The 24,752-nt window shown below is 64.7% G+C and carries 22 protein-coding genes; 19 read left to right on the forward strand and 3 right to left on the reverse strand.

Annotated features, from left to right (window positions below; all coding sequences use genetic code 11):
* The 8 genes from NKJ26_RS19740 to NKJ26_RS19775 all read left to right on the forward strand — a co-directional run bounded on the left by NKJ26_RS19740 (position 1) and on the right by NKJ26_RS19775 (position 7,840).
* Positions 1-1,041: an ADP-ribosylglycohydrolase family protein gene (locus tag NKJ26_RS19740; RefSeq protein WP_352696594.1), complete on the forward strand. Its 1,041-nt coding sequence runs from the start codon at positions 1-3 to the stop codon at positions 1,039-1,041.
* Entirely contained in the window at positions 1,038-2,015 is a 978-nt protein-coding gene (locus NKJ26_RS19745; RefSeq protein WP_352696595.1) for a PfkB family carbohydrate kinase, read from the forward strand. Before NKJ26_RS19740 ends, NKJ26_RS19745 begins: the two co-directional genes overlap by 4 nt.
* 41 nt (positions 2,016-2,056) lie before the next feature.
* A complete protein-coding gene (locus NKJ26_RS19750; RefSeq protein WP_352696596.1) occupies positions 2,057-3,118 on the forward strand; it encodes an ABC transporter substrate-binding protein in 1,062 nt (353 codons plus the stop codon).
* 65 nt (positions 3,119-3,183) lie between these two features.
* Positions 3,184-4,053: an ABC transporter permease gene (locus NKJ26_RS19755; RefSeq protein ID WP_352696597.1), complete on the forward strand. Its 870-nt coding sequence runs from the start codon at positions 3,184-3,186 to the stop codon at positions 4,051-4,053.
* A complete protein-coding gene (locus tag NKJ26_RS19760; protein ID WP_352696598.1) occupies positions 4,053-4,841 on the forward strand; it encodes an ABC transporter permease in 789 nt (262 codons plus the stop codon). The genes NKJ26_RS19755 and NKJ26_RS19760 overlap by 1 nt, the downstream gene beginning before the upstream one ends.
* The gene (locus tag NKJ26_RS19765) at positions 4,841-5,905 is read left to right on the forward strand and encodes an ABC transporter ATP-binding protein (RefSeq protein WP_352696599.1); all 1,065 of its coding nucleotides are present in this window, start codon (positions 4,841-4,843) and stop codon (positions 5,903-5,905) included. The genes NKJ26_RS19760 and NKJ26_RS19765 overlap by 1 nt, the downstream gene beginning before the upstream one ends.
* A 253-nt stretch (positions 5,906-6,158) precedes the next feature.
* The gene (locus NKJ26_RS19770) at positions 6,159-7,409 is read left to right on the forward strand and encodes an aconitase X (RefSeq protein ID WP_352696600.1); all 1,251 of its coding nucleotides are present in this window, start codon (positions 6,159-6,161) and stop codon (positions 7,407-7,409) included.
* The gene (locus NKJ26_RS19775) at positions 7,406-7,840 is read left to right on the forward strand and encodes an aconitase X swivel domain-containing protein (RefSeq protein WP_352696601.1); all 435 of its coding nucleotides are present in this window, start codon (positions 7,406-7,408) and stop codon (positions 7,838-7,840) included. Before NKJ26_RS19770 ends, NKJ26_RS19775 begins: the two co-directional genes overlap by 4 nt.
* A 235-nt stretch (positions 7,841-8,075) precedes the next feature.
* On the opposite strand, the gene NKJ26_RS19780 is transcribed toward NKJ26_RS19775, so the two are convergent.
* Positions 8,076-9,161: an SIP domain-containing protein gene (locus tag NKJ26_RS19780; RefSeq protein ID WP_352696602.1), complete on the reverse strand. Its 1,086-nt coding sequence runs from the start codon at positions 9,159-9,161 to the stop codon at positions 8,076-8,078.
* Position 9,162: 1 nt separating this feature from the next.
* Complete coding sequence (locus tag NKJ26_RS19785; protein WP_352696603.1) at positions 9,163-11,292, reverse strand: TonB-dependent hemoglobin/transferrin/lactoferrin family receptor; 2,130 nt, start codon at positions 11,290-11,292, stop codon at positions 9,163-9,165.
* 177 nt (positions 11,293-11,469) lie between these two features.
* Between NKJ26_RS19785 and NKJ26_RS19790 the strand changes: the two genes are divergently transcribed.
* Positions 11,470-12,408: a heme/hemin ABC transporter substrate-binding protein gene (locus NKJ26_RS19790; protein WP_352696604.1), complete on the forward strand. Its 939-nt coding sequence runs from the start codon at positions 11,470-11,472 to the stop codon at positions 12,406-12,408.
* 112 nt (positions 12,409-12,520) lie between these two features.
* On the opposite strand, the gene NKJ26_RS19795 is transcribed toward NKJ26_RS19790, so the two are convergent.
* Entirely contained in the window at positions 12,521-13,549 is a 1,029-nt protein-coding gene (locus NKJ26_RS19795) for a LacI family DNA-binding transcriptional regulator (protein ID WP_352600658.1), read from the reverse strand.
* A 355-nt stretch (positions 13,550-13,904) separates the two neighbouring features.
* Between NKJ26_RS19795 and NKJ26_RS19800 the strand changes: the two genes are divergently transcribed.
* From NKJ26_RS19800 to NKJ26_RS19845, 10 genes are all read left to right on the forward strand, one after another.
* Entirely contained in the window at positions 13,905-15,518 is a 1,614-nt protein-coding gene (locus tag NKJ26_RS19800; protein WP_352696605.1) for an extracellular solute-binding protein, read from the forward strand.
* Between the two features lie 80 nt (positions 15,519-15,598).
* Complete coding sequence (locus NKJ26_RS19805; RefSeq protein ID WP_352600662.1) at positions 15,599-16,459, forward strand: carbohydrate ABC transporter permease; 861 nt, start codon at positions 15,599-15,601, stop codon at positions 16,457-16,459.
* On the forward strand, positions 16,456-17,415 hold the full coding sequence (locus NKJ26_RS19810; protein ID WP_352696606.1) for a carbohydrate ABC transporter permease: 960 nt from the start codon (positions 16,456-16,458) through the stop codon (positions 17,413-17,415). Before NKJ26_RS19805 ends, NKJ26_RS19810 begins: the two co-directional genes overlap by 4 nt.
* Positions 17,412-18,506 carry an ABC transporter ATP-binding protein gene (locus NKJ26_RS19815; RefSeq protein ID WP_352696607.1) on the forward strand — a complete coding sequence of 365 codons (1,095 nt, stop codon included), beginning with the start codon at positions 17,412-17,414 and terminating at the stop codon, positions 18,504-18,506. Before NKJ26_RS19810 ends, NKJ26_RS19815 begins: the two co-directional genes overlap by 4 nt.
* A 239-nt stretch (positions 18,507-18,745) precedes the next feature.
* Positions 18,746-19,822 (forward strand): ABC transporter ATP-binding protein, encoded by a 1,077-nt coding sequence (locus NKJ26_RS19820; protein WP_352696608.1) that lies wholly within the window; start codon positions 18,746-18,748, stop codon positions 19,820-19,822.
* A gap of 35 nt (positions 19,823-19,857) precedes the next feature.
* Positions 19,858-20,946, forward strand: coding sequence for a Gfo/Idh/MocA family protein (locus NKJ26_RS19825; protein ID WP_352696609.1), 1,089 nt, complete (start codon positions 19,858-19,860; stop codon positions 20,944-20,946).
* A 42-nt stretch (positions 20,947-20,988) separates the two neighbouring features.
* A complete protein-coding gene (locus NKJ26_RS19830) occupies positions 20,989-21,903 on the forward strand; it encodes a sugar phosphate isomerase/epimerase family protein (protein ID WP_352696610.1) in 915 nt (304 codons plus the stop codon).
* Positions 21,904-21,959: 56 nt separating this feature from the next.
* Positions 21,960-22,901, forward strand: coding sequence for a sugar ABC transporter substrate-binding protein (locus tag NKJ26_RS19835; RefSeq protein WP_027025335.1), 942 nt, complete (start codon positions 21,960-21,962; stop codon positions 22,899-22,901).
* A 62-nt stretch (positions 22,902-22,963) separates the two neighbouring features.
* A complete protein-coding gene (locus NKJ26_RS19840; RefSeq protein ID WP_352696611.1) occupies positions 22,964-23,968 on the forward strand; it encodes an ABC transporter permease in 1,005 nt (334 codons plus the stop codon).
* Positions 23,965-24,747 (forward strand): ATP-binding cassette domain-containing protein, encoded by a 783-nt coding sequence (locus NKJ26_RS19845; protein ID WP_352600863.1) that lies wholly within the window; start codon positions 23,965-23,967, stop codon positions 24,745-24,747. The genes NKJ26_RS19840 and NKJ26_RS19845 overlap by 4 nt, the downstream gene beginning before the upstream one ends.
* Positions 24,748-24,752: the final 5 nt, after the last annotated feature.

The following is a 24,752-nucleotide window of genomic DNA, read 5'->3' on the forward strand; positions in this document are numbered from 1 at the left end:
ATGACCGACGAAACCGAGGACATGCTCGACCGCGCCATGGGCGCGCTTGCCGGCGGGGCGCTGGGAGACGCGCTCGGCATGCCGACGCAACTCTTGTCGCCGGCCCGGATTGCCGAACTCCATGGCCATGTCGAGGACTTCGTCGCGCCTTTCGCCGACCATCCGGTGTCGAAGGGGCTGGCGGCGGGTAGCATCACGGACGACACCGAGCAGGCGCTGCTGCTCGGCCGCATCTTGGTGATGTCAGGCGACCATTTCGACCATACGCGCTGGGTCAACGCGCTGCTCGACTGGGAGCGCGAGGTCAAGGCTCGCGGCAGCTACGATCTGCTGGGACCCTCGACCAAGCGCGCCATCGACGCCATCAACAATGGCGTTTCGGCCGAGGAAGCGGGGCGTAGCGGCGACACCAATGGCGCGGCCATGCGCATCGCGCCGGCCGGCATCATGCTTCCGCCGGAGCCGCTCGACGCGCTGGTCGCCAAGGTGGCCGAGACCTGCCGGGCGACGCACAACACCTCGATCGCCATTGCTTCGGCCGCGGCGGTCGCGTCGGCTGTCAGCCGTGGCGTTGCCGGCGGCGACTGGCGCGCGGCGTCCGACAGCGCTATCGCGGCGGCGAGGCGAGGGGCGAGCCTCGGCCATTGGGTGACCGGCGGCGACATCGCCGCGCGCATTGCGTGGGCGCAGGATATGGTGCGCGGCAAGGCGACGAGAGATGCGGTCCGGCTGATCACCGGTCTGGTCGGCACCGGCGTCGCCAGTCAGGAATCCGTTCCGGCGGCCTTCGCCGTGCTGGAGATCGCGCAGGGCGATCCCTGGCGGGCGGCCGTCATCAGCGCCAATCTCGGCGGCGACACCGACACGATCGGCGCCATCGCCGCCGGCATGGCTGGCGCCTGCACGGGCTTTTCGCGGCTGCCGCAACAACATGTCGCGCGGCTTAAGGGCATCGACATGTCAGAGGTTCGCGCGCTCGCCGCCGATCTCGTGAAGGCAAGGGTGGCGAAAGCCGGTTCCGGCAAGGACGCGGCGGCATGAGCGGGCGTCTCGTCCATATCGGCAGCGCGGTGGTCGACTATGTCTATCGCATCGACGCCTTGCCGGCGCCCGGCACGGAGAAGACCGCATCGAGCTTTGCGCAAGTCGCCGGCGGCGGCTTCAACATGATGGTCGCGGCCGGCCGCACCGGCATGAAAGTAGCGTTCGGCGGCCAACTCGGCAGCGGACCGAACGGCGACTTCCTGCGCGCCGCTTTCGCCGCCGAAGGCATCGAGACGCTGACGCCGCCATCGCCTGTCATGGACAGCGGCAATTGCGTCGCGATGATCTCGAGCGATGCCGAACGCACCTTCGTGTCGTGGCCCGGCGCGGAGAGCGTGCTCAGCCTCGATACGATGGCGCCCGTCGCGATCGCTCCGGGAGACTGGGTGTTCGCCTCCGGCTATATGCTGAGCTACCCGGGGAGCCGCGACGCACTGGCCGACTGGATCGAGGCGCTGCCGGCCGGGACACCGTTAGTCTTCGATCCGACGCCGGTCGTCGCAGATATTCCGCGCCCCATCCTGTGGCGTGTGCTCGCCCGCACGACATGGCTGAGCTGCAACATGACGGAAGCCGCCGAGATCGCTGGCCAAGGCGATATCGAGGCTCTGGCGGCACGACTTCTCGAAGTCCATTGCCCAAACGCCGATGCCGCCGTCATCCGCGCCGGCGCCAAGGGCTGCCATGTGCGGCTGGCCGACGGCAGCGCACGGACTATTTTTGGCTTCAAGGTTGCCGCCGTCGACACCAACGGCGCCGGCGACACCCATATCGGCGCTTTCGTCAGCGCGCTGGCGCGCAACGTGCATCCCTTCGAGGCGGCGCGCTACGCCAATGCGGCGGCGGCCATTTCGGTCACCCGCCACGGCGGCTCATCGGCGCCGAGCGACCGCGAGATACAGACATTCCTGAGCCAAGCCACCGCGACCGGCGGGCCTGGCCAGAACCGGAAGGCCAATCAGACAGCCTGACAAGCCCGGGAAGCGGGCACACCAAAGAGAGGAACGGAAACATGCGCATGCCTGACTTGACTGCTCTCTTGACGGCGACCGCCGTCTTCACCTCCGCACTTACGCTGGCCGCCAGTGCCGGCGAAGTCCATGTGCTCAACTGGAAGGGATACGGCGCCGACGAGCCGTGGGCCGTCGCGGCTTTCGAAAAGGCGACCGGCAACAAGGTCGTCAACGATTTCTTCAATTCCGAACAGGAAATGCTGACCAAGATCCGGACCAATCCCGGCCTATACGACGTGGTGATGATCAACGCCGCCTTCAACGACCAGGCAATGGCCGAAAAGCTGATCCAGCCGATCGATACCTCCAAGCTGCCGAACTATGCCGACATCAGCAAGGACAAGGCGAGTTCGCCGATGCTCGACCATGACGGCAAGGTCTATGGCGTGCCGTGGGTGTGGGGCCTGACCGCGCTCGCCATCAATGAAAAATCCTTCGACAAGCCGCCGACGAGCATCGCCGAAATGTGGGATGCCGCGCATAAGGGCCGTGTCGTCATCCGCGACGACGCCGTCGAGGCGGTGCAGTTCGGCGCCATCGCCACTGGCCAGAACATCAACGACATCAAGGACATGGATGCGGTCAAGACGAAGCTCGCCTCGCTGATGCCACAGATCAAGACCTTCTGGAGTTCGGAGAACGACTGGAACCAGCTGGTCGCCTCCAACCAGATCGACATCGGCACATATTGGAGCGGCTCGGCCGACCGCGCCAAGACGCATTTCAAGCTGCCGGTCTCGCTGGTCATTCCGCAGGAAGGCGCCGTCGCCTGGCTCGACGCCTTTTCCATCCCGGCCGGTTCCAAGAACGTCGCCGGCGCCGAGGCCTTCATCAACTACATGATAGACCCGAAATTCTATGTCGAATGGGTGACCAAGGTCGGCGCGCCGGTGTCGGCCAACACCAAGGCGGTGGAAGCGCTGCCGGAGGACGCCTTCAACCGCAAGGTGATGGGCGACCCCGAGGTGGCCAAGCGCATCCAGTTCCAGGCGCCGATCACCGACAAGCAGCGCGAGGCCTATCTGGCGCTGTGGCAGCAGCTCAAGGTCGATGTGAAGTAACATCGGCATCCAGGCCGGCCGGCGCTGTCTGCCGGCCGGCTGTCCGGGTCCCGGGGGAGGGTAGCATGGCAGCACAAGGGGCAGCCGCACGGCGCGGCGGGCTGAGATCGGCGTTGCCGCTGCTGGCGCCGGCCTATCTCTGGCTGACGGTGGCGATCTTCCTGCCGCTCTCGGCCATGGTGTTTTTCTCGTTCATGACCGAGCTGCCGCTGACGGGAAAACCGTGGGCGTTCACATCAGGCAACTATGCCGCCTTCTTCTCGCAAAGCCTCTATCCGACGCTGCTGCTCGCCTCGCTGCGGCTCGGCCTCGAAGTGACGCTGTGGTGCATCGTCATCGGCTATCCCGCGGCCTACGTGCTGGCCAAGGTGCTGAAGGGCCGCAGCCGCGAGGCGATCTTCCTGCTCGTCATCCTGCCGTTCTGGTCGAACGGGCTGGTGCGCATCTTTTCCTGGGCCATGGTGCTGCGCGAAGGCGGCATTCTCGACACCGCGCTCAATGCGGTGCTGCCGTTCAAGATCAACATCGACCTGATGTATTCCTATCCGGCCGTCATCATCGGGCTGGTGCACTCCTACGTCCCCTACATGGTGCTGACCTGTTATCTCACCTTGCAGGCCATCGACGACTCGCTGATCGAGGCGGGGCGCTCGCTCGGCGCCTCGCGGCTGCAGCTGCTGAAGCGGGTGATCGTCCCGCTGTCGCTACCGGGGCTGGTGGCGGGCGCGGCACTCATCTTCGTGCCCGTCGTCGGCTCGTTCATGGAGCCGCGCATCCTCGGCGGCCGCACCGGCACCTTCTACGGCACGGTGATCGAGGACCAGTTCGTCGCGGTGTTCAACTGGCCGCTGGGTGCGGCTCTCTCCTTCATCCTACTGGCGGTGGTGCTGGTCATCCTGGCGCTGGCGTCGCCGGTGCTGCGCAGGGCTGCGTGATGGCGACCACCCGCATCCTCGAATGGCTCGGCCGGCTCTACATCCTGGTGCTGCTCGCCTTCCTCTATCTGCCGATCATCATCATGGCGTTGATGTCGTTCAACGTCTCGCCCTTCTACCAGCTGCCGTTCGAATGGACGACGGAGTGGTATGCCGCGCTGTGGCAGAACGACCAGCTGATCTCCGCCACCTGGAACAGCTTGGAGATCGCCATCATCACCACCGTCATCTGCGTCGTGCTCGGTTCGGCGGCCTCGCTGGCGCTCTATCGCTATGAATTCCGCGGCAAGAAACTTTTGCAGGCGCTGCTGTTCCCGCCGATCGCCATTCCATGGCTGATCACCGGCACGGCAATGCTGATCTTCTTCTTCGGCGTCGGCATCGGGCGTGGACTGTTCGCCATCCTGCTCGGCCATGTCGCGCTAGCATTGCCCTATGTCATCGTCGTCGTCTCGGCGCGGCTGCAGACCTTCGCGCCGGAACTGGAAGAAGCGGCGCGCTCGCTCGGCGCCAACCAGTGGCAGGTGACGGGCCGGGTCACGCTGCCGTGGATCATGCCGGGCGTCATTGCCGGCGGGCTGTTCGCCTTCGCCGTGTCGTTCGACCAGTTCGTCGTCTCCTACTTCCTGTCGACGCCGGGGCAGACAACGCTGCCGGTCGAAATCTACGCCGCGATCCGCAAGGGTTTCACGCCCGAGATCAACGCGGTCTCGACCATCATCATCGCCGTGTCGATGGCGCTGATGCTGCTCACGGCGCGGTTCTTCAAATTCGGCGGAGAGAAATAATGGCCGGCGTCCAGGTATCGAACGTCTCGCGCAGTTTCGGCGCGCACAAGGCGCTGGACGATGTCTCCATCGACTTCGCCGATGGCGGCTTCTATGCGCTGCTCGGGCCATCCGGCAGCGGCAAGACCACGCTGTTGCGCCAGATCGCCGGGTTCGATTTTCCCGACTCCGGCCGCATCGCCATCGGCGGCGAGAGCGTCGAGCGGGTGCCGGTCGAAAAGCGCCGCATCGGCATGGTGTTCCAGAACTACGCGCTGTTTCCCAATATGAGCGTCGCCGACAATATCGCCTTCGGCCTGTCGGTGCGCGGCGAGGCCAAGACGGCGATTGCGACGGAGGTGCAGCGCGCGCTCGATCTGGTGCAGCTCGGCAAGCTTGGCGGCCGCCGGCCGCATCAGCTCTCCGGCGGACAACGCCAGCGCGTGGCGCTGGCGCGGGCCATCGTCACCAAGCCGCGCGTGCTTTTGCTCGACGAGCCGCTTGGCGCGCTCGACAAGGCGCTGCGCGTCGACATGCAGATCGAATTGAAGCGCATCCAGCGCGAGATCGGCATCACCACTATTTTCGTCACCCACGACCAGGAAGAGGCGCTGACGATGAGCGACCGCATCGGCATATTGCGCGACGGGAGGCTGGTGCAGGAAGGGCCGCCGGAGGAGATCTACGACCGGCCGAAGAGCGAATTCGCCGCCACCTTCCTCGGCGACGCCAACATCTTTCGCGGCGATGCGACAGGCAACGGCATCCGCCTGCCGGACGGCACGGCGATCGCCGCTGGCGCGGGCGCCAGGCTTGCCGCCGGCGCCAAGGCAAGCTGCGCCGTGCGGCCCGAGCGCATCCGCATCGCCAGGGATGCCGGAGCTTCGGATGGCGGCGCCAACATTCTGCGGGGACAGGTGTCGAAACGCATCTTCGCCGGCAACAACAGCACCTACTTCGTCGAGCGTGCCGGCCAGACGCTGAAGGTCATCGTGCAGAACACCGGCGCCGACAGGCTGGCGGAAGGGCAGGAGGTGGTGCTGCACTGGTCGCCGGAGAGTACGGTGATGATTGCGGCAGGGTAGGTCGCGCCGCTGATAGCTACGACGGTCCGCGTTCCTTCGCAGGGGGGAGATCGGCGGTTTCGACGCTGCGGCTCTTTCTCCAACGCAGGAAATTTGCGAAAGCGGTAGTGACGGCCAATCTCCCCCCTAGGGGTCCCCTAGGGGGGAGATGCCCGGTCCACCCTCCGCAGCTGCAGCGCAGCTGCTGCGGAGGACGGGCAGGGCAGAGGGGGCGCTGTCCCGCATACGATCGAGTAAGGCCCGGAGCACGCCGATGACCCTGGAACTGAGTGCGCGGGACCGCTCCATGCTCGACGGCGAGCAAGGCTCATCCGCGGCCGCCGCGATGAAAATCGTCGTCGCGTTTTCCAAGGCCATCGGGGCCGGTAGCCTGCTCGACATTGCCGGCGCCCATATCGATGGCTGCCTCTATCACGGCAAGGCTGGGCTCGATTTCGTCGAACGGCTGGTCGAGGGCGGCGGGCGGGTCCAGGTGCCGACGACGCTCAATGTCGGCTCCTTCGATCTCATTCATCCCGGCATGGTGAAGATGCCGGCGGCCGAGGAAGTGCCGGCGCGGCGGCTGATGAAGGCGCATATGGAACTCGGCTGCCAGGCGACGTTTACCTGCGCGCCTTATCAGACGCGATTTCGGCCGAGTTTCGGCCAGCAGATCGCCTGGGGTGAATCCAATGCGATCGTCTTCGCCAACTCGGTGATCGGCGCGCGCACCAACCGCTATGGCGATTTCATCGACCTGTGCTGCGCCATGACCGGGCGCGCGCCGGCCTGGGGCCTGCATCTGAGCGAGAACCGGCGCGGCCGCATCCTGTTCGAATTGGCCCCTCCCGATCCGGAGCCGAGCGACAGCCTGTTCGTCGGCGTCGGGCTGATCGTCGGGCAGCGGAGCGGCGACCGCATTCCGGTGATTGCCGGCCTGCCGCAACCGCGCGACGAGGACCAGCTGAAGGCGCTGGGCGCGGCGGCGGCAACGACCGGTGCGGTGGCGCTGTTCCATGCGGTGGGAATTACCCCGGAAGCCAGGACGATCGATGAGGCGTTCCACGGTCAGGCGCCGGAGGAAACCATCCACATCACTGGCGCCGATATCGACCACGCGCTGGCAAAGCTGTCTGGAGTGCCGGCCGGCGCGCCTTTGGCCGCCGTGTCGCTGGGCACGCCGCACTTTTCCCATGAGGAATGGATGCGGTTGTTGCCAATGCTGCGCGATATTGCGCCGGACAGGGGCATCCCGATCTACGTCAACACCGGCCGCGCGACACTGGCGCGATTGCAACAGGAGGGCGCGCTTGATGGCATGGAGGCGTTCGGCCTCATTCCAGTGGCCGATACCTGCACCTATGTGACCGCGATTCTCGAGCGGCTCGACGGCGTGGTGATGACCAATTCCGGCAAATGGGCGCATTACGCGCCCGGCAATATCGGCGTGTCCGTCGCCTTCGCCGAGATGAAGGATTGCATTCGCTCGGCTGCGGTCGGGCATGTCGTGCGGAGCGCCTCATGACTGTGGAAACGCAGGCCTTCGAAAGAGCCGGCACCTTCCAGTTGGCCGGCGCGGCCGAGGGCGAGGCGCTGGTGTTTTCGCAGCCGCTCAGCTTCTGGGGCGGCATCGATGCGGAGACCGGCGACATAACGGACCATTCGCATCCTGGCCTCGGCCAGAATGTCGCCGGCAAGATCCTGGTCATGCCGAGCGGGCGTGGCTCGTCGTCCTCGTCCTCGGTGCTGGCCGAAGCGCTGCGCAGGGGCACGGCGCCGGCTGGAATCCTCCTGGAACGGCCGGACCCGATCCTGGCGGTGGGCGCCATCGTTGCGGAGTTTCTCTACGGGATCCATATGCCGCTGGTGGTCTGCGATATTGGCGGGATTGCTTCTGGCGATCGGATCGCGATCGGTGTTTGTGGGGACGGCAAGGCGATTGTCAGCAAGGTCTGAGAACAGCCGTTCAAAGTCAGCGCTGCCCCTCATCGCCCTGCCGGGCACTTCTCCCCGTATAATGACGGGGAGAAGGGGGCTGGCGGCAACGCTGGCGTTCCTTCTGAATGCCGCAGATTGGCGGAATCATCGGCGAAGGCTGTCCTTCTCCCCGTCACTATACGGGAAGAAGATGCCGGCAGGCAGATGAGGGGCAGCGCCGACGCTTCCTACTTCACGCTCCATCAAACGCGCTTCACCCAGCCATCAGTCCCGCAGCACCACGTCGCCAGTAAGCAGCGGCCAGCGTCTGGTCGCGGCCGAGCCCCAGCGCGCCGCGCCAGTGTTCGCGCACGATTTTCGCCGCGGCCGCCTCGGCGGCGAACCAGCCGAAAGCTGAGCCTTCTTGCGGCCACGTTACCGAGCGGACAGCCTCGGCCAGCAGCTTGTCCTCGCCTGCCGGCAGGCCGTCCCTGGTCAGCCAGTGAAATTCGATGCCTGTTGTGTTGGCGATCTCCTGCTTCTCGCCATCATCGGCGATCTCGACGAAGGCCACGCCCCTGGTTGCGGCGGGCAGCGTTTCCAGCAGCCGCGCCAGCGCCGGCAGGCCGGTTTCGTCGGCGCCCATGACATACCAGTCAGCCTGCCTCACCGGGCGGCCGACCGGACCCATGATGCCGACCTTCATGCCGGGCGCGGCCTGCGTGGCCCAGGCGGAGCCGACGCTGTCGCCGGGATGGACCAGGAAATCGACGTCGATGATGCCCTTGGCGACATCGAGCGCGCGGATGGTGTAGACCCGTGCCACCGGGCGCCGGTCGTCGGCGGGCCAGACCGGCAAACCATTGCCGCCGAGTACCGGCCAGAGTGGATCTGGCACATCGCGGGTCGGAAACAGCATGCGGATATGCATGCCGCCGAACTTGGCGAAGCGGCTGAGATCCTCGCCCGCAAATCGGAGGCGGCGCATATGTGGGGTGAGGTCGCGAACACCCGTGACCGTCATTTCGCGGAACTGGGCGAGGCTGGTCTCGCCCGAGAGATCGCCGGTCCAGACGATCTCGGGGTTTTCCTCCCTGGCGTAGACCTGCACCGCGGTGGCGAGCAGGTCCTTGATGCGGGCGAGACCGTCGCGGCCGGCGGCGTTGGCCCGCATCACCAGCTGTTCCATGTCGATGGAGGCGTCGCCGAAGGCGAAGCGGAAATCGATGCGCCGGCCGTGATGCGAAGCATCGGCCTCGAAGCTCTGCAGCCTGTCGGCGATGCTGTCCATATACTCCGGCAAATGCCGCAGGTTGAGCCGCGCTTCGCAAGCCAGTTCGCGCACCGATGCTTCGATCATTCTATCCTCCGATCCTGCCGGTGAGAGCCACCTTGAAGGTGCGGCCTTTGCCCTGTTCCGTTGCCGCCGTGGTCGACCATGCGCTTTGCGGGTCGGTGTAGGCGGTGTTGAAGACGTTATCGACGCCGAAATCGAGCTTGAGGTTGTCGTTGATCGTCCAGTTGGCGAAGACGTTGACCAGATCGAAACCGTCGTCGACGACCGGCGCGGCGTTGGGATTGGTGCGGCTGGTGCGGGTGACCTTGCCGACGCTGAGATATTGCGCGCCGACGGTGAGCTGATCCTCCAGCATGCGGAAGCCGACAGTGGCCGAGAAGCGGTCGAGCGGAGTGTTGTTCAATGTCTGTCCGGAATAGACGCCGCTGACGACCTTGGCGTCGATCAGCGCGCCGGCGAGGTTCACGAAGCCCCAGCTTTGATCGTAGACCATTTCGGCCTCGACGCCCTTCAGCCGCGCGTCGCCGATGTTGATCGCCGTGCGCGGCAGGACGGTGAGATCGACGTCTATGTAGTCCTCGACGTCGGTATGGAAGACGTTGAGCTTGGCGCGCAGCCGGTCGCCAGCCGTCAGCACATCGTCGTACTTCACGTTGATGCCAGCCTCCCAGTTCTTCGCAGTTTCGGGCTCGAGCAGGAGGTTGGGCCGGTAGGTGTCGCCGCCGCCATGCGCGCCGCCGCCACGGAAGACATCCTGCAAGCCCGGTGCCCGGTAGCCTTCGGAATAGGTCCCGTAGAGCTGGAAGCCGTCGAACGGCGTCACGCCGACGGTGAGGCGCGGCGACCAGCGGTCGCCGGAGACCGAGGCTTGCTGCGGCGGCACGGCGCGGGTTTCACCATCGAGCTGATAGCCGTCATAGCGCACGGCCGCGATCACTTGCAGCCAGTTCTCGTAGTCGCCCTGCCATTGCAGGAAGCCGCCATAGCCCTGCTGCTCGCCGGCACCGAAATGCGCAGCTTCCGAGGAGGCTTCGAGATAGTAGTAATCGAGGCCGTAGGTCAGCGTGTGGGCGATCCCCCAGGCGTCGAAGCGCGAGGAGTTCTTCACGTTGAAGCCTGACGTGGCCACATCGTAGAAGCGGAAATTGCCGATCGCCGAGCTGGGCCAGACCTGCGTCTGCTCGGCGCGGGTGCGGTTGTGGTAGGCATTGGCGCTGAAGTCGATCAACTCGTCGTCGTCAGGCTTCCAGGTGTAGGCGGCGGTGTAGGTCCGGTTGGTGGTATTGGTGTCGTAGCGGCTGAGCGTCGGCGAGGTCGAGCCGCTCGATCCGGTGATCTGGTCATTGTAGCGCTGTAGAATGGCGCCAAGCTTCAACTCGTGGCCGTCGGCCGGTCGCAACGTCGTCTTCAGATAGCCGCTGGTCACCCGTTCGCCGGTCCAGGGCACGGTATCGCCATTGCCGTCGGTGTAGCTGTCGCGGTCGCGGTAGATGAGGTTGCCGATGATGTCGGCGTCGTCGCTGAAGCGGTAGGCGCCCGTGGTGCTGGTGGTGAAGCCGTCGCCGTTGCTTTCATAGCCGAGTTTTTCGCTCAGCGCCCAATTCTCGTCCTTCTTGAGGAAATCGCCGGCGTCCTTGGTCTCGAAGGAGACGACGCCGCCAATGCCGCCCGAACCATAGGCGTTCGACACCGGGCCGCGAATGACGGTGGCTTCCTTGATCAGCTCCGGCTCGACATAGAACGAGCCCGAACCATGGCCGACGCGCCAATAATCCTGGCGGGCGCCGTCGAGCGTCACCACGACGCGGCCATACTGCTCCAGGCCACGGATGTTGATCGCGGTCGCCGGATCGTCGCCATTCATCGAGGCGGCGACGCCCGGCGTGGTGCGAAAGATGTCGGCGGCTGTGTCGGGTTGGATGCGGTCGAGCTCGTCCTGGTCGACGGCGCTGATGGCAGCCATCGATTCGATGATCGCGGTCTTGATCATGGTCGCCGAGATGGTGATCAGGTCCAGCATGGTCGCCGGCTGGTTTTGCGCGGCATCGGGCGGCGCCACGCGGTCGGCCTTGGCGGCGGCGCTTTTTTCCTTCTGACCCTGTTCCTGCGCGCTGGCGAAGGGCGCGGCGCACAGGCCGAGCACGAGGGCAAGCGCGGTGCTCGCCATCAAGGTGGTGTTCGTTGTCGTTGTCATTCAGCCCCCAGGCAAAAGCAAAACTGCTGGCGGTGGCTGAACGGCCTTGGCTGGCATGAACGGAATCCCGCGACCAGGCGGTCCGAGCAGGGGTCACATATTAAAACATGATGACACAAGTCAACTTTAAATTTATAGGCCGGAGATCACCGAGGGTATTTGCACAGGAGCGGAAGCATGGCGGACGGCAAGGGCAGGCGGATCCACTGGTCGCAGCCGGGCAGGATCGCCACGGTGCTGCTTCTGGCGCTGTCGGTGCTGGCGCCATCCTGCGGCTTCAAGGCATTGGCCGCCGGGACGGTGATCGACGCGTTGGGACGAACCGTCGCGCCGGGTCCGGCAACGCGGATCCTGACGCTTGGCTCCGACGTCACCGAGATCGTCCATGCGCTGGGCGCCGGCGAGCGGATCATCGCCGTCGACCGGGGCAGCAAATATCCGCCATCCGTCACCGACAAGCCCAATGTCGGCTACCGCCGCCAGCTTTCGGTTGAAGGGCTGGCCGGGCTGCATCCCGACCTGATCCTGGCGGCGGAGGACAGCGGCCCGCCGGAAGCGGTCGAGGTGCTGAAGTCGCTGGCAATCCCGATCGTCTTCATCCCGCAGGACAACACCCCGCAAGGCATCGAGCGCAAGATCACGCTGATCGCCGCCAGTCTCTGGCTCGAGGACAAAGGCAAGGCGGTTTCCGGCGAAGTGCTGTCGGCTTTCCAGGCTGCAGCGGATCTCGCGGCGAGAATCCCGCTGGAGCGGCGCAGGAAGGTGGTGTTCTTCCACGGTCTCGTGAAGTTGAGTGCCGCCGGCGCCGGTACCTCGGCCGACGCCATCATCCGCTATGCCGGCGGCATCAATCCGATGGATGTCGTCGAGGGCTACAAGGCGGCGTCCGAGGAAAAGCTGATCGAGATGGCGCCCGACGTGATCCTGATGATGAGCGACGGCAAGGGCGGTCCGACCGTCGAGCAGGTATTCGGCAACCGGGCACTGGCGGCTACGCCGGCGGCGGCCAACAAGGCGCTGGTCGTGCTCGACGGCGCCTACATGATCGGCTTCGGTCCGCGTACCGCCGATGCGATCCGCGACCTGGCGAAGGCGCTCTATCCGGAAATGGAGTAGCGGGGAATCGCTGGACAACGCCGCGACCTCGGAAGTCGCGACCGTCCAGTAGACCGGAAACGTCGAGCGGGGCAGGCGTTTTTCGCAACGTTGCCCCGTTCGTCCTGAACGCTCAGATCTCGGGAATGTTCTCCTTGAAGATCACCTGCAGCCTCGGCTGGTGCAATTCATAAGGCAGCCCCCGGACCGCGTGGGTCAAGGTGTTGAGCGCCTCCCTGGCCTCGACGCGCGGGTTTTGGTCGATGACAGCATCGAGCGTGCCGTCGAGCAGGAGCTCCTTGGTGCCTTCCGTCACCTCATGGCCGAGGAAAACCATCGACTGAGCGCGGCCGCGCTCCTTGAGCGCTCGGGCGATGCCGGTGTTGCCGGCGCCGACATTGTAGATCGCGGCAAGGTCGGGGTGCCGCTCCAGAAGAGCTGATGCCTCCGAATATGCCTTCTCGCGGTCATCGAGCATTTCGCGCATCTCGACGATTTCGAGATTGGGCGATTCCTCGGTCAGGATATGGCGGAATCCCATCTCGCGTTCCTCGTGGCCGCGATAGGACAGCGAGCCGGCGAACAGCGCCACCTTGCCCGGACGCCCCGACCCCATGAAACGGTTGAGCAGATAACCCGCCAGCCGCCCGGCGGCACGGTTGTCGATGCCGATATAGGCAACTCTCGGCACATGCAGGATGTCGGAAGCGATGGTCACCACCTTGACGTCATTGGCCGACAGCGAGCGGATCGCCTCGCGCACGGTCGGATGGTCGAGCGCGATGACGCCGACGCCTTGCGTCTGGCCGCGCAATTCCTGCAGCAGACGGGCGAGCCGGTCGGGATTGAAGCCTTCGATGGTGGCGATGTGGACGTCGAGATCGGGCCGCGCCTGCGCCTGCGCCTCGATCTGCCGATGCAGCATCTTGATGAAGGAATTGGTGCCGGCCGGCAGCGCGAAGTCGAGCCGGATCACTTCGCCGGGCGAGGCCCTCGGCAGTGCTCCGTTCGGGCCTTCGGCGATGTAGCCAAGGCGCTGCGCCATTTCGAGCACGATTTCGCGCGTGCGCGCCCGCACGCCCGGGCGATTGTTGAGCACGCGGTCGACGGTGGCGGCGGAAACGCCGGCTTCCCGAGCTATGTCAGTCAGGGTGGAACGCACCGTCTTTCATCTCCTGCACGCATCGAGGTCAAGCAATTTCCACGGCCGGGCTGATGGCGACGGCGCCTCGCCATCCGCGATTCTGATGGGAAATGATGTATCCGGCCTTGGCCCATGCGCAAGCCGCCCGGCTAAATCAAATCGTCCGGCCGGATTGTGCATGACAGGGAAGGAAGGTTCCCATCAAATCCAGGCATGAGGAGTGGTATATGGCCCCCGGCACGATGCATTTCCTCGCCCTCTTGCGATGTTATGATGTGTTTTGATTATTTATGATGTTGACAGCCTTCCTATACTGCCGTCAATATCCCTCATGGGCTCGTGGAGGAAACAGGGCCCTGAGGGAGGAATTCCAATGTCTGATTTGATCCGCATCTCGCGGCGCCGGTTGCTGGCGTCCGGAGGAAAGGCGGCGGCGTTCGTAGCCGCGGCAGGTATCGCACCGCAATTCATTCGTCCGGGCCGCGCTTTTGCCGCCGACGCACTGGCGCCCGGCATGATCGGCGGCCCGACGGGCTTCGATGGCGCCGAGCGCTATCAATATGGCGCGGACACGCCCGAGGGTCGCGCCATCGAGGCGGCCAAGGCGCTGAAAGGCGCCGGCAAGGCGCCGGCCAAGATCGTGCTTGGCCTTTCGGACGGCTCGATCGGCCAGCTTACGCAGCCCTTCCCGGCCGGCGCGCCCTCGATCAAGGACCTGTGGGAAAAGGAAACCGGTATCCCGATCGAGATCGTCGGCTTGCCGAACGGCCAGGAATTCACCAAGACGATGCAGGACATCTCCACCAAGGGTGGGGCCTACGACATCTACTCGACCGAATGGAACCGCCTCGGCGACCTCGCCGAGACCGGCGGCATCGCCAAGCTCGACGACTTCGTGGCCCAGTACAAGCCGGAGTGGGACGATCCCAAGACCGGCTATGTCGACGGCGCCAAGGGCGTGTCGCTGCTCAACAAATATCGCGGCTCCAACTACGGCGTATCGCTGGACGGCGACTTCCAGACCTGGGTCTACCGCGCGGACCTGTTCGGCGACGAAGCCGAGAAGAAGGCTTTCAAGGACAAATACGGGTACGACCTGGCGCCGCCGAAAACCTGGAAGCAGCATGGCGACATCGCCGCCTTCTTCCAGCGCCCCGACAAGGGCCTGTTCGGCTCGACCGACCTGCGCAACCAGGGTTGGGGCTACACCAACTGGTACCAGCGCTATGTCTCGATGGCGTCGCCCAACCAGTTCCTGTTCGGCGATGACGGCAAGCCGCTGATCAATTCCGAGCACGGCATTGCCGCCACCAACGAATATGTCGCTTCGTTGGCGCACCATTCGCCGGACGCGATCTCATGGGGCTGGCCGGAACAGTACGGCAATTTCGCCAAGGGGGGTGCTGCGATGACCTGCGCCTTCTCCAACCTGCCGAAATTCCTCGACAATGCCGGCAACAAGGATTCGGCCGTCACCGGCAAGATCGGCTCGATGCTGCCGCCCGGCCGCGAGATCGACGGCAAGCTGATCAGCCGTTCCGTGCTGTGGTTCTCGCTGACCGGCATGGTTTCGTCGCAGTCGAAAAACCAGGAGGTCGCCTATCTCCTGCTGCAATGGCTGGGCTCGGCCCGCATCTACGCCTGGATGAGCGCCAATCCCGGCGGCTATCTGGACCCGTTCCGGCTCTCGGATTTCTCCGATCCGCTGGTGCGCCAGACCTACCACGCCTACCACATGGACGTGGTGCGCGAGACGGTCGCGCGCACGGTGCCGACCATCAACTATCCCGGCGCCACCGCCTTCCACAATGCGCTGGACGAGAACCTCATGGCCTCGCTGACCAAGGCCAAGACACCGGAGCAGGCGATGGCCGACACCGAGGCGGAGTGGAAGAAGATCGCCCGGCGCATCGGCGAGGACAAGCTGCTCGAAGCCATCAGGACCAACAAGGAGGCCTGGCCGACCGTACTCGATCCGATCAGCTGATCCACCTCCCGGGATCGACCTGGAGGGGAGGAGCGCCTGCTCTTCCCCTCCGCAATGACGCCACCAGCAAAAGCAGCCAGATGAAGCGTTCCATTCCCTTCGAGACTTTCCGCTATGCCGCGATATTTGCGGCCATGGCGGTGACGCTGGTGCCGATCCTGTGGATGGTGTCGATGGCCTTCAAGCCGATCGCCGAATGGTCGGCGACCGGTGCCGACCTGACATGGTGGCCGAAGAACCCGACGCTCAGCAATTTCCGCTTCGTCTTCGGCGAGTCCACCAACAGCCTGATCGTTGCGCTCGACCGCACCGCGCTGAAGCCGATCCTGTCGTCGCTTTTGTCGGCCGTGTTCGGCACGGCGATCGCCATGTCGGCCGGCACGGCGGCCGCCTACGGGCTGTCGCGCTTCGGCTCCGGCCAGAACCTGCCGCTGGCGCTGATCCAGCTCAGGCTGTTTCCGCCGATGGCGGTGATGATCCCCGTCATGATCATGTGGGCCTTCCTGAACTTCACCGACAGCTGGTGGGGGCTGGCGCTGATCTACGGCATCGTCACGCTGCCCTTCGCCTTCTGGCTGATGAAGACCTTCTTCGACGACATGCCGCGCGAGATCGAGGAAGCGGCCCTGGTCGAGGGCTGTTCGCGCCTGCGCGTCTTCACCCGCATCACGTTGCCGATGATGCGTGCGCCGCTCGCCAGTGCCGCGCTCTTCGTCTTCATCCTCAACTGGTCGGACTATCTGATCGCGCTGCTTCTGACGACGCGCGAATGGGTGACGATCCCGGTCTACATGGCGTCGCTGTCCTCCTCGATGACCGGTCAGCTCTACGGCGCCAAGGCAGCGCTCGGCCTGATCGCGGCGGTGCCGCCGGTCATCATGGGCATCGCCATCCAGCGCCATCTTGTGCGCGGGCTGACTTTTGGGGCGCTCAAGCAATGAGCGCGGCGACGGCAGCGATTTCGGAGGACGTGATGAAAGCCGTCCAGACAAAATCGGCCCCGCGCGACGAAGGCGCAAAGCTCGGCTTTCGCCTGACGCTGCCGGCGCAGATCCTCGTGCTGTTCATTTCGGCCTTCCCACTGCTGATGCAGCTCTACATCAGCGTCACCGACTGGTCGCCGCTGTCAGGCCTCGGCTGGTGGAACGCGTGGTCGATGTGGAACGGCTTCGCCAACTATACCGACCTCGCCGCCGACGCGCGCTTCTGGAGCGCGCTGGAGCGCACGGCCATCGTCATGATCGTCTGCGTGCCGGCGGAGTTCCTGCTCGGCCTCGCACTGGCGACATTGTTCGCCGACGATTTTCCCGGCAAGCGCATCTTCTATTCGATCCTGCTGATGCCGATGATGGTGGTGCCGGCGGTGGCCGGCTACATGTTCTTCATGCTGTTCCAGTCGGGCGGGCCGGTGAACGACATATTGTCGGCGATTACGGGCACGCCGGTCACCATCGCCTGGCTGTCGGATCCGACCCTGGCGTTGATCGCGGTGATGATCGCCGACATCTGGCAGTGGACGCCGCTGATGTTCCTCATCCTGCTGGCCGGCTTGGTCGGCGTGCCGGAGGACCAGATCAAGGCGGCGACCCTGCTCGGCGCCAATCCGTGGCAGCGTTTCGTCACCATCGTGCTGCCGAAGATGAAGACGATCATCATCATCGCACTGGCGATAAGGGTGATCGAGAATTTCAAGATCTTCGACACGCTTTACATCATGACGGGCGGCGGCCCCGGCGTCGCCACCGAAACGATCTCCGTCTACATCTACAAGGTCACCACCCAGGACCTGATCTGGGGCTATGTGGCGGCGATCGCGCTGGCCATATTGATCGTGCTGTCCATCGTCGCGGTGTTCGCCATGAAGCGCATGGCGCGGGCAAGGCAGGTGACGGCATGAGCGCCATCCATCTCCACAACCTGGTCAAGAAATTCGGCGACTTCACCGCGCTGAAGACCATGGACCTGGCAATCGCCGACGGCGAGTTCATGGCGCTGCTCGGGCCGTCGGGCTGCGGCAAATCCACGACGATGAACATGATCGCCGGCATGGAGGAGCCGACCGGCGGTAAAATCCTGTTCGGCGAGCGCGACATGGCCGGCGTGCCGATGGGTCGGCGCGGCGTCGGCTTCGTGTTCCAGAACTATGCGATTTTCACCCATATGACGGTGCGCCAGAACCTCGCCTACGGGCCGAGGATGCGGGGCGCGGCGAAAGCCGAGATCGACCGCCGCGTCGGCGCCATTTCGGAGCTGCTGCAGCTGACGCCGCTGCTCGACCGCAAGGCCGATCGGCTCTCGGTCAACATATTGCAGCGGGTGGCGATCGGCCGCTCGGCAATCATGGAACCGGCCATCTTCCTGCTCGACGAGCCGCTGTCCAATGTCGACGCGGCCTTCCGCGCGGTGATGCGCACCGAGCTCAAGCAATTGCAGCGCCAGTTCCGGCAGACCATGGTCTATGTCACCCATGACCAGCTCGAAGCCATGACCATGGCCGACCGCATCGCTGTCATGAACCATGGTGTTTTGCAGCAGGTCGGCACGCCGCTCGAAGTCTACAACAATCCGGCCAACGTCTTCGTCGCCCGCTTCATCGGCGCGCCGGGCATGAACCTGCTCAAGGGCAGTCCGGCGGAAAGCGACCGGGGGCTGGTCGTCGATCTCGGGCCGCTGGGCATCACGCCGCCGCTGCCGGACGGGCTCGCGGCCGCCTTGCGTGGCGCGCGCGGCGAGGTGCTCTACGGCTTCCGGCCGGAGCAGGTGGCTTTGGTGGAGCACGGGCGCGGGCTCGCCATGCCGGTCACCTTCGTCGAACGCATCGGCGCGCGCACCATTGTCCATCTCGGCCAAGGCGAGGCTGCTGCAAAGGCGGTGTTCGACAATGATGTCGGGCTCTCGATCGGGCAAACCGCGATCATCGCGCCCGATGCGTCGTCGGTGCGTTTGTTTGATGCTGCCAGTGGCCAAGCGATCGAGGCGAGGGGCTGAGATGCTTGCACAAATACCCTCAGGTCGGCGCTGCCCCTCACCCTTACCCTCTCCCCGTGAAGGACGGGGCGAGGGGGGCGTCAGCGTTGCGGCCATTCCCCTTCTCCCCGTCGCTATACGGGGAGAAGGTGCCGGTCCACCCTCCGCAGCTGCAGCGCAGCTGCTGCGGAGGACGGGCAGGGGGATGAGGGGCGGCGCCAAGGCCGACAGTCTGTCCACAACCAGCAAGGCAGGTTGAGATGGCCGATATCGTCTTCCGCAATGTCACCAAGCGCTACGGCAAGACACTCGCCGTCGACGACGCCTCGTTCACGGTCAACGACAACGAGTTCTTCTGCTTCTTCGGTCCGCCATTGTCGGGCAAGTCGACGATCCTGCGCCTGGTGCTTGGGCTGGAAGCGCCGGATGCGGGCGAGATCCTGATCGGCGGCAAGCCGGTCAACGCGGTTTCGCCGGCCGAGCGCAATGTCGCCATGGTGTTCCAGAACCTGGCGCTGTTCCCGCATATGAGCGCGCTCGACAACGTCCGTTTTCCGCTTGTCGAGCGCAGGGTCGCCGAGGCCGAAATCGAAAGGCGTGTCGCCGACGTCGCGGCGAAGCTGCATATCGGCCACATCCTGCACAAGCCGCCGGCACAGCTTTCGGGCGGCGAGCGGCAGCGCGTGGCGATCGCGCGCGCGCTGGTGCGCGATCCCAATGCCTATCTGATGGACGACCCGATCTCGGCGCTCGACGCCAGGCTGCGCGAGGAGACGCGCGTCGAACTGAAGCGCATCCAGCGCGAGCTCGGCAAGACGCTGATCTACGTCACCCACGACCAGGAAGAGGCGATGTCGATCGCCGACCGCATCGCCATCCTGGAGGACGGCAGGATCAGGCAGATCGGCGCGCCGGCTGAAATCTACGACCGTCCGGCCAGCACCTATGTGGCGCGGCTGCTCGGCTCGCCGATGATGAACATATTGAAATCGGCGCGCGGCGAAGGCGGCATCGAGGCTGCCGATGGTACGATCCGCATTGCCGACAAGGCGGCTCCCGCCGACGCCGTCGAGATCGGGCTGAGGCCGGAGGACATCAAGGTCAGACCGTGGCCCAATGAGGAAACAGAGGACGGGGGCTCGGCCCGCCCGGCGCGGGTGTTCGAGGTCGAGCCGCTCGGCGGCTACACCGTGGTGACGCTCGCAGCCGGGCAGGCGCGGCTGAAGGCGCTGTTGCGCGGGCAGCCCGACATTCGGCCCGATGCCATGGTGGCGATATCCTGCGAGCCAGGCAGCGTGCATTATTTCGACCAAAGCGGGGGAGCGCTGGCACGATGAATGCGGCCGCAAGAAAAGAACTTCGGGAGGATCAGATGGCAAACAATGGCTTCGAGCCGGACGTGAAGGTCCGCGCAAAGGAATACAGGATCGGCTGCGTCGGCGCCGGCATGATCATGGCCGAGTGCCATCTCGCCGCCTACAGGGAGGCCGGGTTCCCGGTGGTGGCGATCGCCTCGCGCACCAGGGCCAGCGCCGAGAAGGTGGCGACGCGCTGGGGCATTCCCACCGTGCATGACACGCCGGAACAGCTGATCGAGGACCAGAACGTCGACATCATCGATCTTGCCTTTCCGCCCGACCAGCAGCCGGCCCTGATCCGGCATGCGCTGAAACAGAAGCATATCAAGGCGATCCTGGCGCAGAAGCCGCTGGCGCTTTCGGTCGAGGAAGCGATCAGTCTGCGCGACGAGGCGGCGAAGGCCGGCAAGATCCTCTCGGTCAACCAGAACATGCGCTACGACCAGTCGATGCGCGTGCTGAAGCAGATCATCGACAGCGGCGCGCTGGGTGAGATCGTCTTCGCGCAGATCGACATGCATGCCATCCCGCATTGGCAGAGCTTCCTCGAAGATTATGACAGGCTGACGCTCGCCAATATGAGCGTCCACCATCTCGACGTGCTGCGCTTCCTGTTCGGCGATCCCGACGAGATCACCACGCTGACGCGCAAGGATCCGCGCACGAAATTCGACCATTCCGACGGCATCACCGTGTCGACGCTGCGCTTTCCGTCCGGCGTGCTGGCGGTGTCGCTGGAGGATGTCTGGTCCGGCCCGCGCCAGGAGGGCTACAAGGACGACCAGCATATCAACTGGCGCGTCGACGGCACCAAGGGCGTCGCCAAGGGCACGATCGGCTGGCCGACGGGTTCTGCCTCGACGCTGACCTATGCCTCGGCCGAGACCACCGGCGGCGAGTGGGTCAGCCCGAGCTGGGACACGATGTGGTTTCCGCATGCCTTCATCGGCGTCATGGAACAGCTCCAGCACGCGGTGAAGACCGGCACGCCGCCGGCGCTTTCCGTCGCCGACAACGTCAAGACCATGGCGCTGGTCGAGGCGGGCTACCGCTCGATCGACGAGGGCCGCACGGTCAAGCTTTCGGAAATCTCGATCAACTGAAACCACTGACAACTGAATCGCTTACAGGGAGGAATTCACACCATGATGCAGGCAGGTATTTTTACGGGCTATTTCCCGTATGGCCTCGAGGAGACCGCGAAGAAGATCCGCGGGCTTGGCTTCAACACGGTTCAGCTCGACCTTCACTTCAGGGATGTCGACCTGTCGGCCGGGCAGATCACCAAGGACAAGGCCAAGACGGTGCGCGACGTCTTCCGCGACCAGAACCTGCCGGTCTGCTGCGTGTCGGGCTACACCAACATCATTCATCCCGACAAGGCGGAGCGCGACAAGCGCGTCGGCTACCTCAAGGAGATCATCCGCAACGCCCGTCATTTCGGCTCGCCCTACGTGATCTCGGAAACCGGCACCTACAACACCGAATCCGACTGGGTTCATCACCCCAAGAACAAGACCGAGGAAGGTTTCGAGGAATGCCGCAAGGTCGTCGCCGACCTCGCCCAGACCGCCTATGACCACGGCGCGGTCTTCCTGCTCGAAACCTATGTCAACAACGTCGTCGGCTCGGTCGAGGAGACGGTGAAGATGTTCGCGCAGGTCGACCATCCGGGTCTCGGCCTGTTGATGGACCCGACCAACTATTTCGAGACCCACAACATCGACCGCATGGACCAGATCCTGAACCAGGTGTTCGACACGCTGAGCGACAAGATCAGCATTGCCCACGCCAAGGACGTCAAGCGTTCGGGCAGCGACAAATCGGAGAAGCACGCCGACATCGGCGACGAGGACGCCATGGAAAGCCACACCTTCCGCGGTGTCGGCGAGATCGAGCTGCCGGCCCCCGGCTTAGGCTCGCTGAACTACGACCTGTATCTCCAGCGCCTGGCGCAGAAGCATCCGAACATCCCGGTCATCATCGAGCATCTGTCGGAAGACGACGTGCCGCGCGCCAAGAAGTTCCTCGACGGGAAGTTCCGCGCCAACGGTCTTTGACGATCACTCCGCGCCGCCGGCTCGCGGCGGCGCGGCCCGAAGCAAGGGAGGAAAGAATGTTGAAATTCGCTTGGAAATTGGCGGCCGCCGCGACAGTGCTCGCCGGCGTGGCGCTTGGTTCGGCCGCCCAGGCGCAGGATGGCCAGAAGACCTTCTATCTGCTGTCGCATGGCGGTCCGTCGGATGCGTTCTGGATCGACTGGAATGCGGGTGCGACAAAAGCCTGCGACCAGCTCAAGGTGACCTGCAAGATCTCCTTCAGCGGCGGCGACATGGCGGCGCAGAAGGAGGCCTTCAATTCGGCGCTCGCCGCCAAGCCCGACGGCATCGCCACCACTTCGGCGCAGCCCGGCCTGTGGACCGAGGAGGTGAAGGCTGCCAAGGCCGCCGGCATCCCGATCGTGTTCTTCAACACCGACGATCCGGCGACCGGCCGCCAGGCTTATGTCGGCGCCGATCTCAAGGAGGCCGGCGTCGTCTGGGCCAAGTATCTGGTCGACCACAAAATGGTGAAGCAGGGCGACAAGGTGTTCCTGCCGGTCGAGGTTCCCGGTGCCAGCTACCAGCAGTTGGAGACCGAGGGCATCGCCAGCGTCTTCGATCCGCTCGGCATCAAATACGACGTCGTCGATTGCGGCACCGATCCGGCCGGCATCATCGCCAAGATGACCGACTATATGGTGGCCAACAATCCGCCGGCGATCATCGCACTTGGCGATTCCGTCGCGGCCAGCGTCAAGCGGGTGTTCGACGGCGCCGGCGTGCCGGCAGGCAAGATACCGGTCGTCGGCTGGGGCAATTCCAAGGAGACCGCCGAGGCGGTCAAGTCTGGCTTCGTCAACGCGGCCGCCTGGCAATATCCGTCGGCGCAAGGCTTCATGCCGGTCGCGCTGCTCGGGCTTGCCGCCTCGGGCGAGCCGATCGGCTACGACATCCATACGTTCGGCCTCTACGACGCCTCGAGCGTCGAGCCGATCCTGAAACTCTACGACAAGTGATGTGAAGCGGTGCCCGCCTGCGAGATGGCGGGCGCCGCATGAAACGCATGGTTCAGACAGTCATGGCAATCACAGCAGAAGACGATGCGCCGGGAGCAAAGGGCAGGTCCGCCCTGATGCGCTCTCCACAATTTTCTTCCTTCATCATCCTCATCATCCTGCTGGCGGTATTCGCGGTCGCCGACGCCAATTTCCTGTCGCCGCTCAACATCTCCAACATGATGGCTTTCCTGCCCGAGCTCGGCATCATCGCGCTCGGCATGACGCTGCTTTTGACGGCGGGCGAGTTCGACCTTTCCGTTGGCGCGGTGTTCGGACTGGCGCCGGTGGTGGTGATGCTTCTGGCGCAGAATGGCGGCGTGGATATCGGCGTCGCGCTTCTGGCCGGGCTGCTGCTGTGCATCGCGATCGGAGCGATCAACGGGCTGATCGTCACCAAGATCGGCATCTCCTCGTTCCTGGTCACGCTGTCGATGCTGCTCGTCGTGCGCGGGGCAGCGCTCTACATCACGCAGGGCTTTCCGCTGAAATCCTGGGACCAGCCCGGCTTTTTCGTGACGCTGCTGGCGGGCAGTTTCAATGTCGGCTCGTTCCGCTTCTACACCTCGCTCTGGTGGTTCATCGGCCTGTCGCTGCTTGCGATCTACGTCCTGCGCTATGCCAAGCTCGGCAATTGGATCAGCGCCATCGGCAGCAATCGCAACGCGGCGGTGGCGCGCGGCGTGCCGGCCGATGCCGTCAAGATCTGGCTGTTCATCGCGACCTCGGTGCTGGCCGGCCTTGCCGGCATGATCAGCGCGTTTCGCATCTCGGCCGCTTCGCCGGTGGCCGGCACCGGCTACGAGTTGGAAGTGATCGCCATGGTTGTGGTCGGCGGCACGGCGCTGACCGGCGGGCGGGGCACCATCCTCGGCACCATCGTCGGCGCGCTGATGCTGCGCGCCATCCGCAACGGCATCGTGCTGATCGGCGTGCCGGGCCTGGCCTACAACATCTTCGTCGGCGTGATCATCCTCGCCATGCTCATCCTGCACGCTCTGCTGCAGAAGAACGCCGCAAGGAGCTGACGATGGAAGTGCTTCGGCTGCAAAACCTGCAAAAATCCTTCGGCAGCGTGCGCGCGCTGAAGAACGCCTCCTTTACCCTCAACGAGGGCGAGGTGGTGGCACTGCTCGGCGACAACGGCGCCGGCAAATCGACGCTGATCAAGGCGATCTCCGGCGTGTTTCCCGTCGACCGCGGCGATATCTACGTTCGCGGCGAGAAGGTTTCGATCCGCTCGACACGCGACGCGATGGACCTCGGCATCGAGACCATCCACCAGGACACGTCGCTGGCGCCGGATCTCAGCATCGCGCGCAATCTTTTCCTTGGCCGCGAGCCGGTCAATTTCGGATGGCTGGGCGTGTTCGCGCCGCTCGATCTCGCCAAACTGCGCAATGCCGCGTCGGAGCTGCTGAAGCGTGTCGGCATATCGAAGAAACTCGACGCCGACGCGTTGGTCTCGACGCTGTCGGGCGGCGAGCGCCAGTCGATCGCGATTTCGCGCGCCATGCAGTTTGCCGCCAAGGTGATCATCCTCGACGAGCCGACCAACAATCTCGGCGTCGAGGAGACCCATGGCGTGCTGCGCTTCGTCAAGGAGGTGCGCGACGCCGGCCATTCGGTGCTGCTCATCACCCACAATATCCACCATGTATTCCAGGTCGCCGACCGCATCATCGTCATGCGTCGCGGCGAAATCGTCGCCGAACAGACGGTTGCCGACACCGACCTTTTGACCGTGGAAAGCATCATCACCGGCGCCGACATGTCGGCCCTGCTCAAGGAGGCGAGGGCAAAGTGAAGGAC

Source organism: Mesorhizobium sp. M0152 (assembly GCF_040322415.1).
Taxonomy (GTDB): domain Bacteria; phylum Pseudomonadota; class Alphaproteobacteria; order Rhizobiales; family Rhizobiaceae; genus Mesorhizobium.

What these genes read in the sequence shown, in the direction of transcription:
- NKJ26_RS19740 (WP_352696594.1), top strand. Translation starts at nt 1, where the DNA reads ATGACCGACGAAACCGAGGACATGCTCGACCGCGCCATGGGCGCGCTT.
- NKJ26_RS19745 (WP_352696595.1), top strand. Translation starts at nt 1,038, where the DNA reads ATGAGCGGGCGTCTCGTCCATATCGGCAGCGCGGTGGTCGACTATGTC.
- NKJ26_RS19750 (WP_352696596.1), top strand. Translation starts at nt 2,057, where the DNA reads ATGCGCATGCCTGACTTGACTGCTCTCTTGACGGCGACCGCCGTCTTC.
- NKJ26_RS19755 (WP_352696597.1), top strand. Translation starts at nt 3,184, where the DNA reads ATGGCAGCACAAGGGGCAGCCGCACGGCGCGGCGGGCTGAGATCGGCG.
- NKJ26_RS19760 (WP_352696598.1), top strand. Translation starts at nt 4,053, where the DNA reads ATGGCGACCACCCGCATCCTCGAATGGCTCGGCCGGCTCTACATCCTG.
- NKJ26_RS19765 (WP_352696599.1), top strand. Translation starts at nt 4,841, where the DNA reads ATGGCCGGCGTCCAGGTATCGAACGTCTCGCGCAGTTTCGGCGCGCAC.
- NKJ26_RS19770 (WP_352696600.1), top strand. Translation starts at nt 6,159, where the DNA reads ATGACCCTGGAACTGAGTGCGCGGGACCGCTCCATGCTCGACGGCGAG.
- NKJ26_RS19775 (WP_352696601.1), top strand. Translation starts at nt 7,406, where the DNA reads ATGACTGTGGAAACGCAGGCCTTCGAAAGAGCCGGCACCTTCCAGTTG.
- NKJ26_RS19780 (WP_352696602.1), bottom strand. Translation starts at nt 9,161, where the DNA reads ATGATCGAAGCATCGGTGCGCGAACTGGCTTGCGAAGCGCGGCTCAAC.
- NKJ26_RS19785 (WP_352696603.1), bottom strand. Translation starts at nt 11,292, where the DNA reads ATGACAACGACAACGAACACCACCTTGATGGCGAGCACCGCGCTTGCC.
- NKJ26_RS19790 (WP_352696604.1), top strand. Translation starts at nt 11,470, where the DNA reads ATGGCGGACGGCAAGGGCAGGCGGATCCACTGGTCGCAGCCGGGCAGG.
- NKJ26_RS19800 (WP_352696605.1), top strand. Translation starts at nt 13,905, where the DNA reads ATGTCTGATTTGATCCGCATCTCGCGGCGCCGGTTGCTGGCGTCCGGA.
- NKJ26_RS19805 (WP_352600662.1), top strand. Translation starts at nt 15,599, where the DNA reads ATGAAGCGTTCCATTCCCTTCGAGACTTTCCGCTATGCCGCGATATTT.
- NKJ26_RS19810 (WP_352696606.1), top strand. Translation starts at nt 16,456, where the DNA reads ATGAGCGCGGCGACGGCAGCGATTTCGGAGGACGTGATGAAAGCCGTC.
- NKJ26_RS19815 (WP_352696607.1), top strand. Translation starts at nt 17,412, where the DNA reads ATGAGCGCCATCCATCTCCACAACCTGGTCAAGAAATTCGGCGACTTC.
- NKJ26_RS19820 (WP_352696608.1), top strand. Translation starts at nt 18,746, where the DNA reads ATGGCCGATATCGTCTTCCGCAATGTCACCAAGCGCTACGGCAAGACA.
- NKJ26_RS19825 (WP_352696609.1), top strand. Translation starts at nt 19,858, where the DNA reads ATGGCAAACAATGGCTTCGAGCCGGACGTGAAGGTCCGCGCAAAGGAA.
- NKJ26_RS19830 (WP_352696610.1), top strand. Translation starts at nt 20,989, where the DNA reads ATGATGCAGGCAGGTATTTTTACGGGCTATTTCCCGTATGGCCTCGAG.
- NKJ26_RS19835 (WP_027025335.1), top strand. Translation starts at nt 21,960, where the DNA reads ATGTTGAAATTCGCTTGGAAATTGGCGGCCGCCGCGACAGTGCTCGCC.
- NKJ26_RS19840 (WP_352696611.1), top strand. Translation starts at nt 22,964, where the DNA reads ATGGCAATCACAGCAGAAGACGATGCGCCGGGAGCAAAGGGCAGGTCC.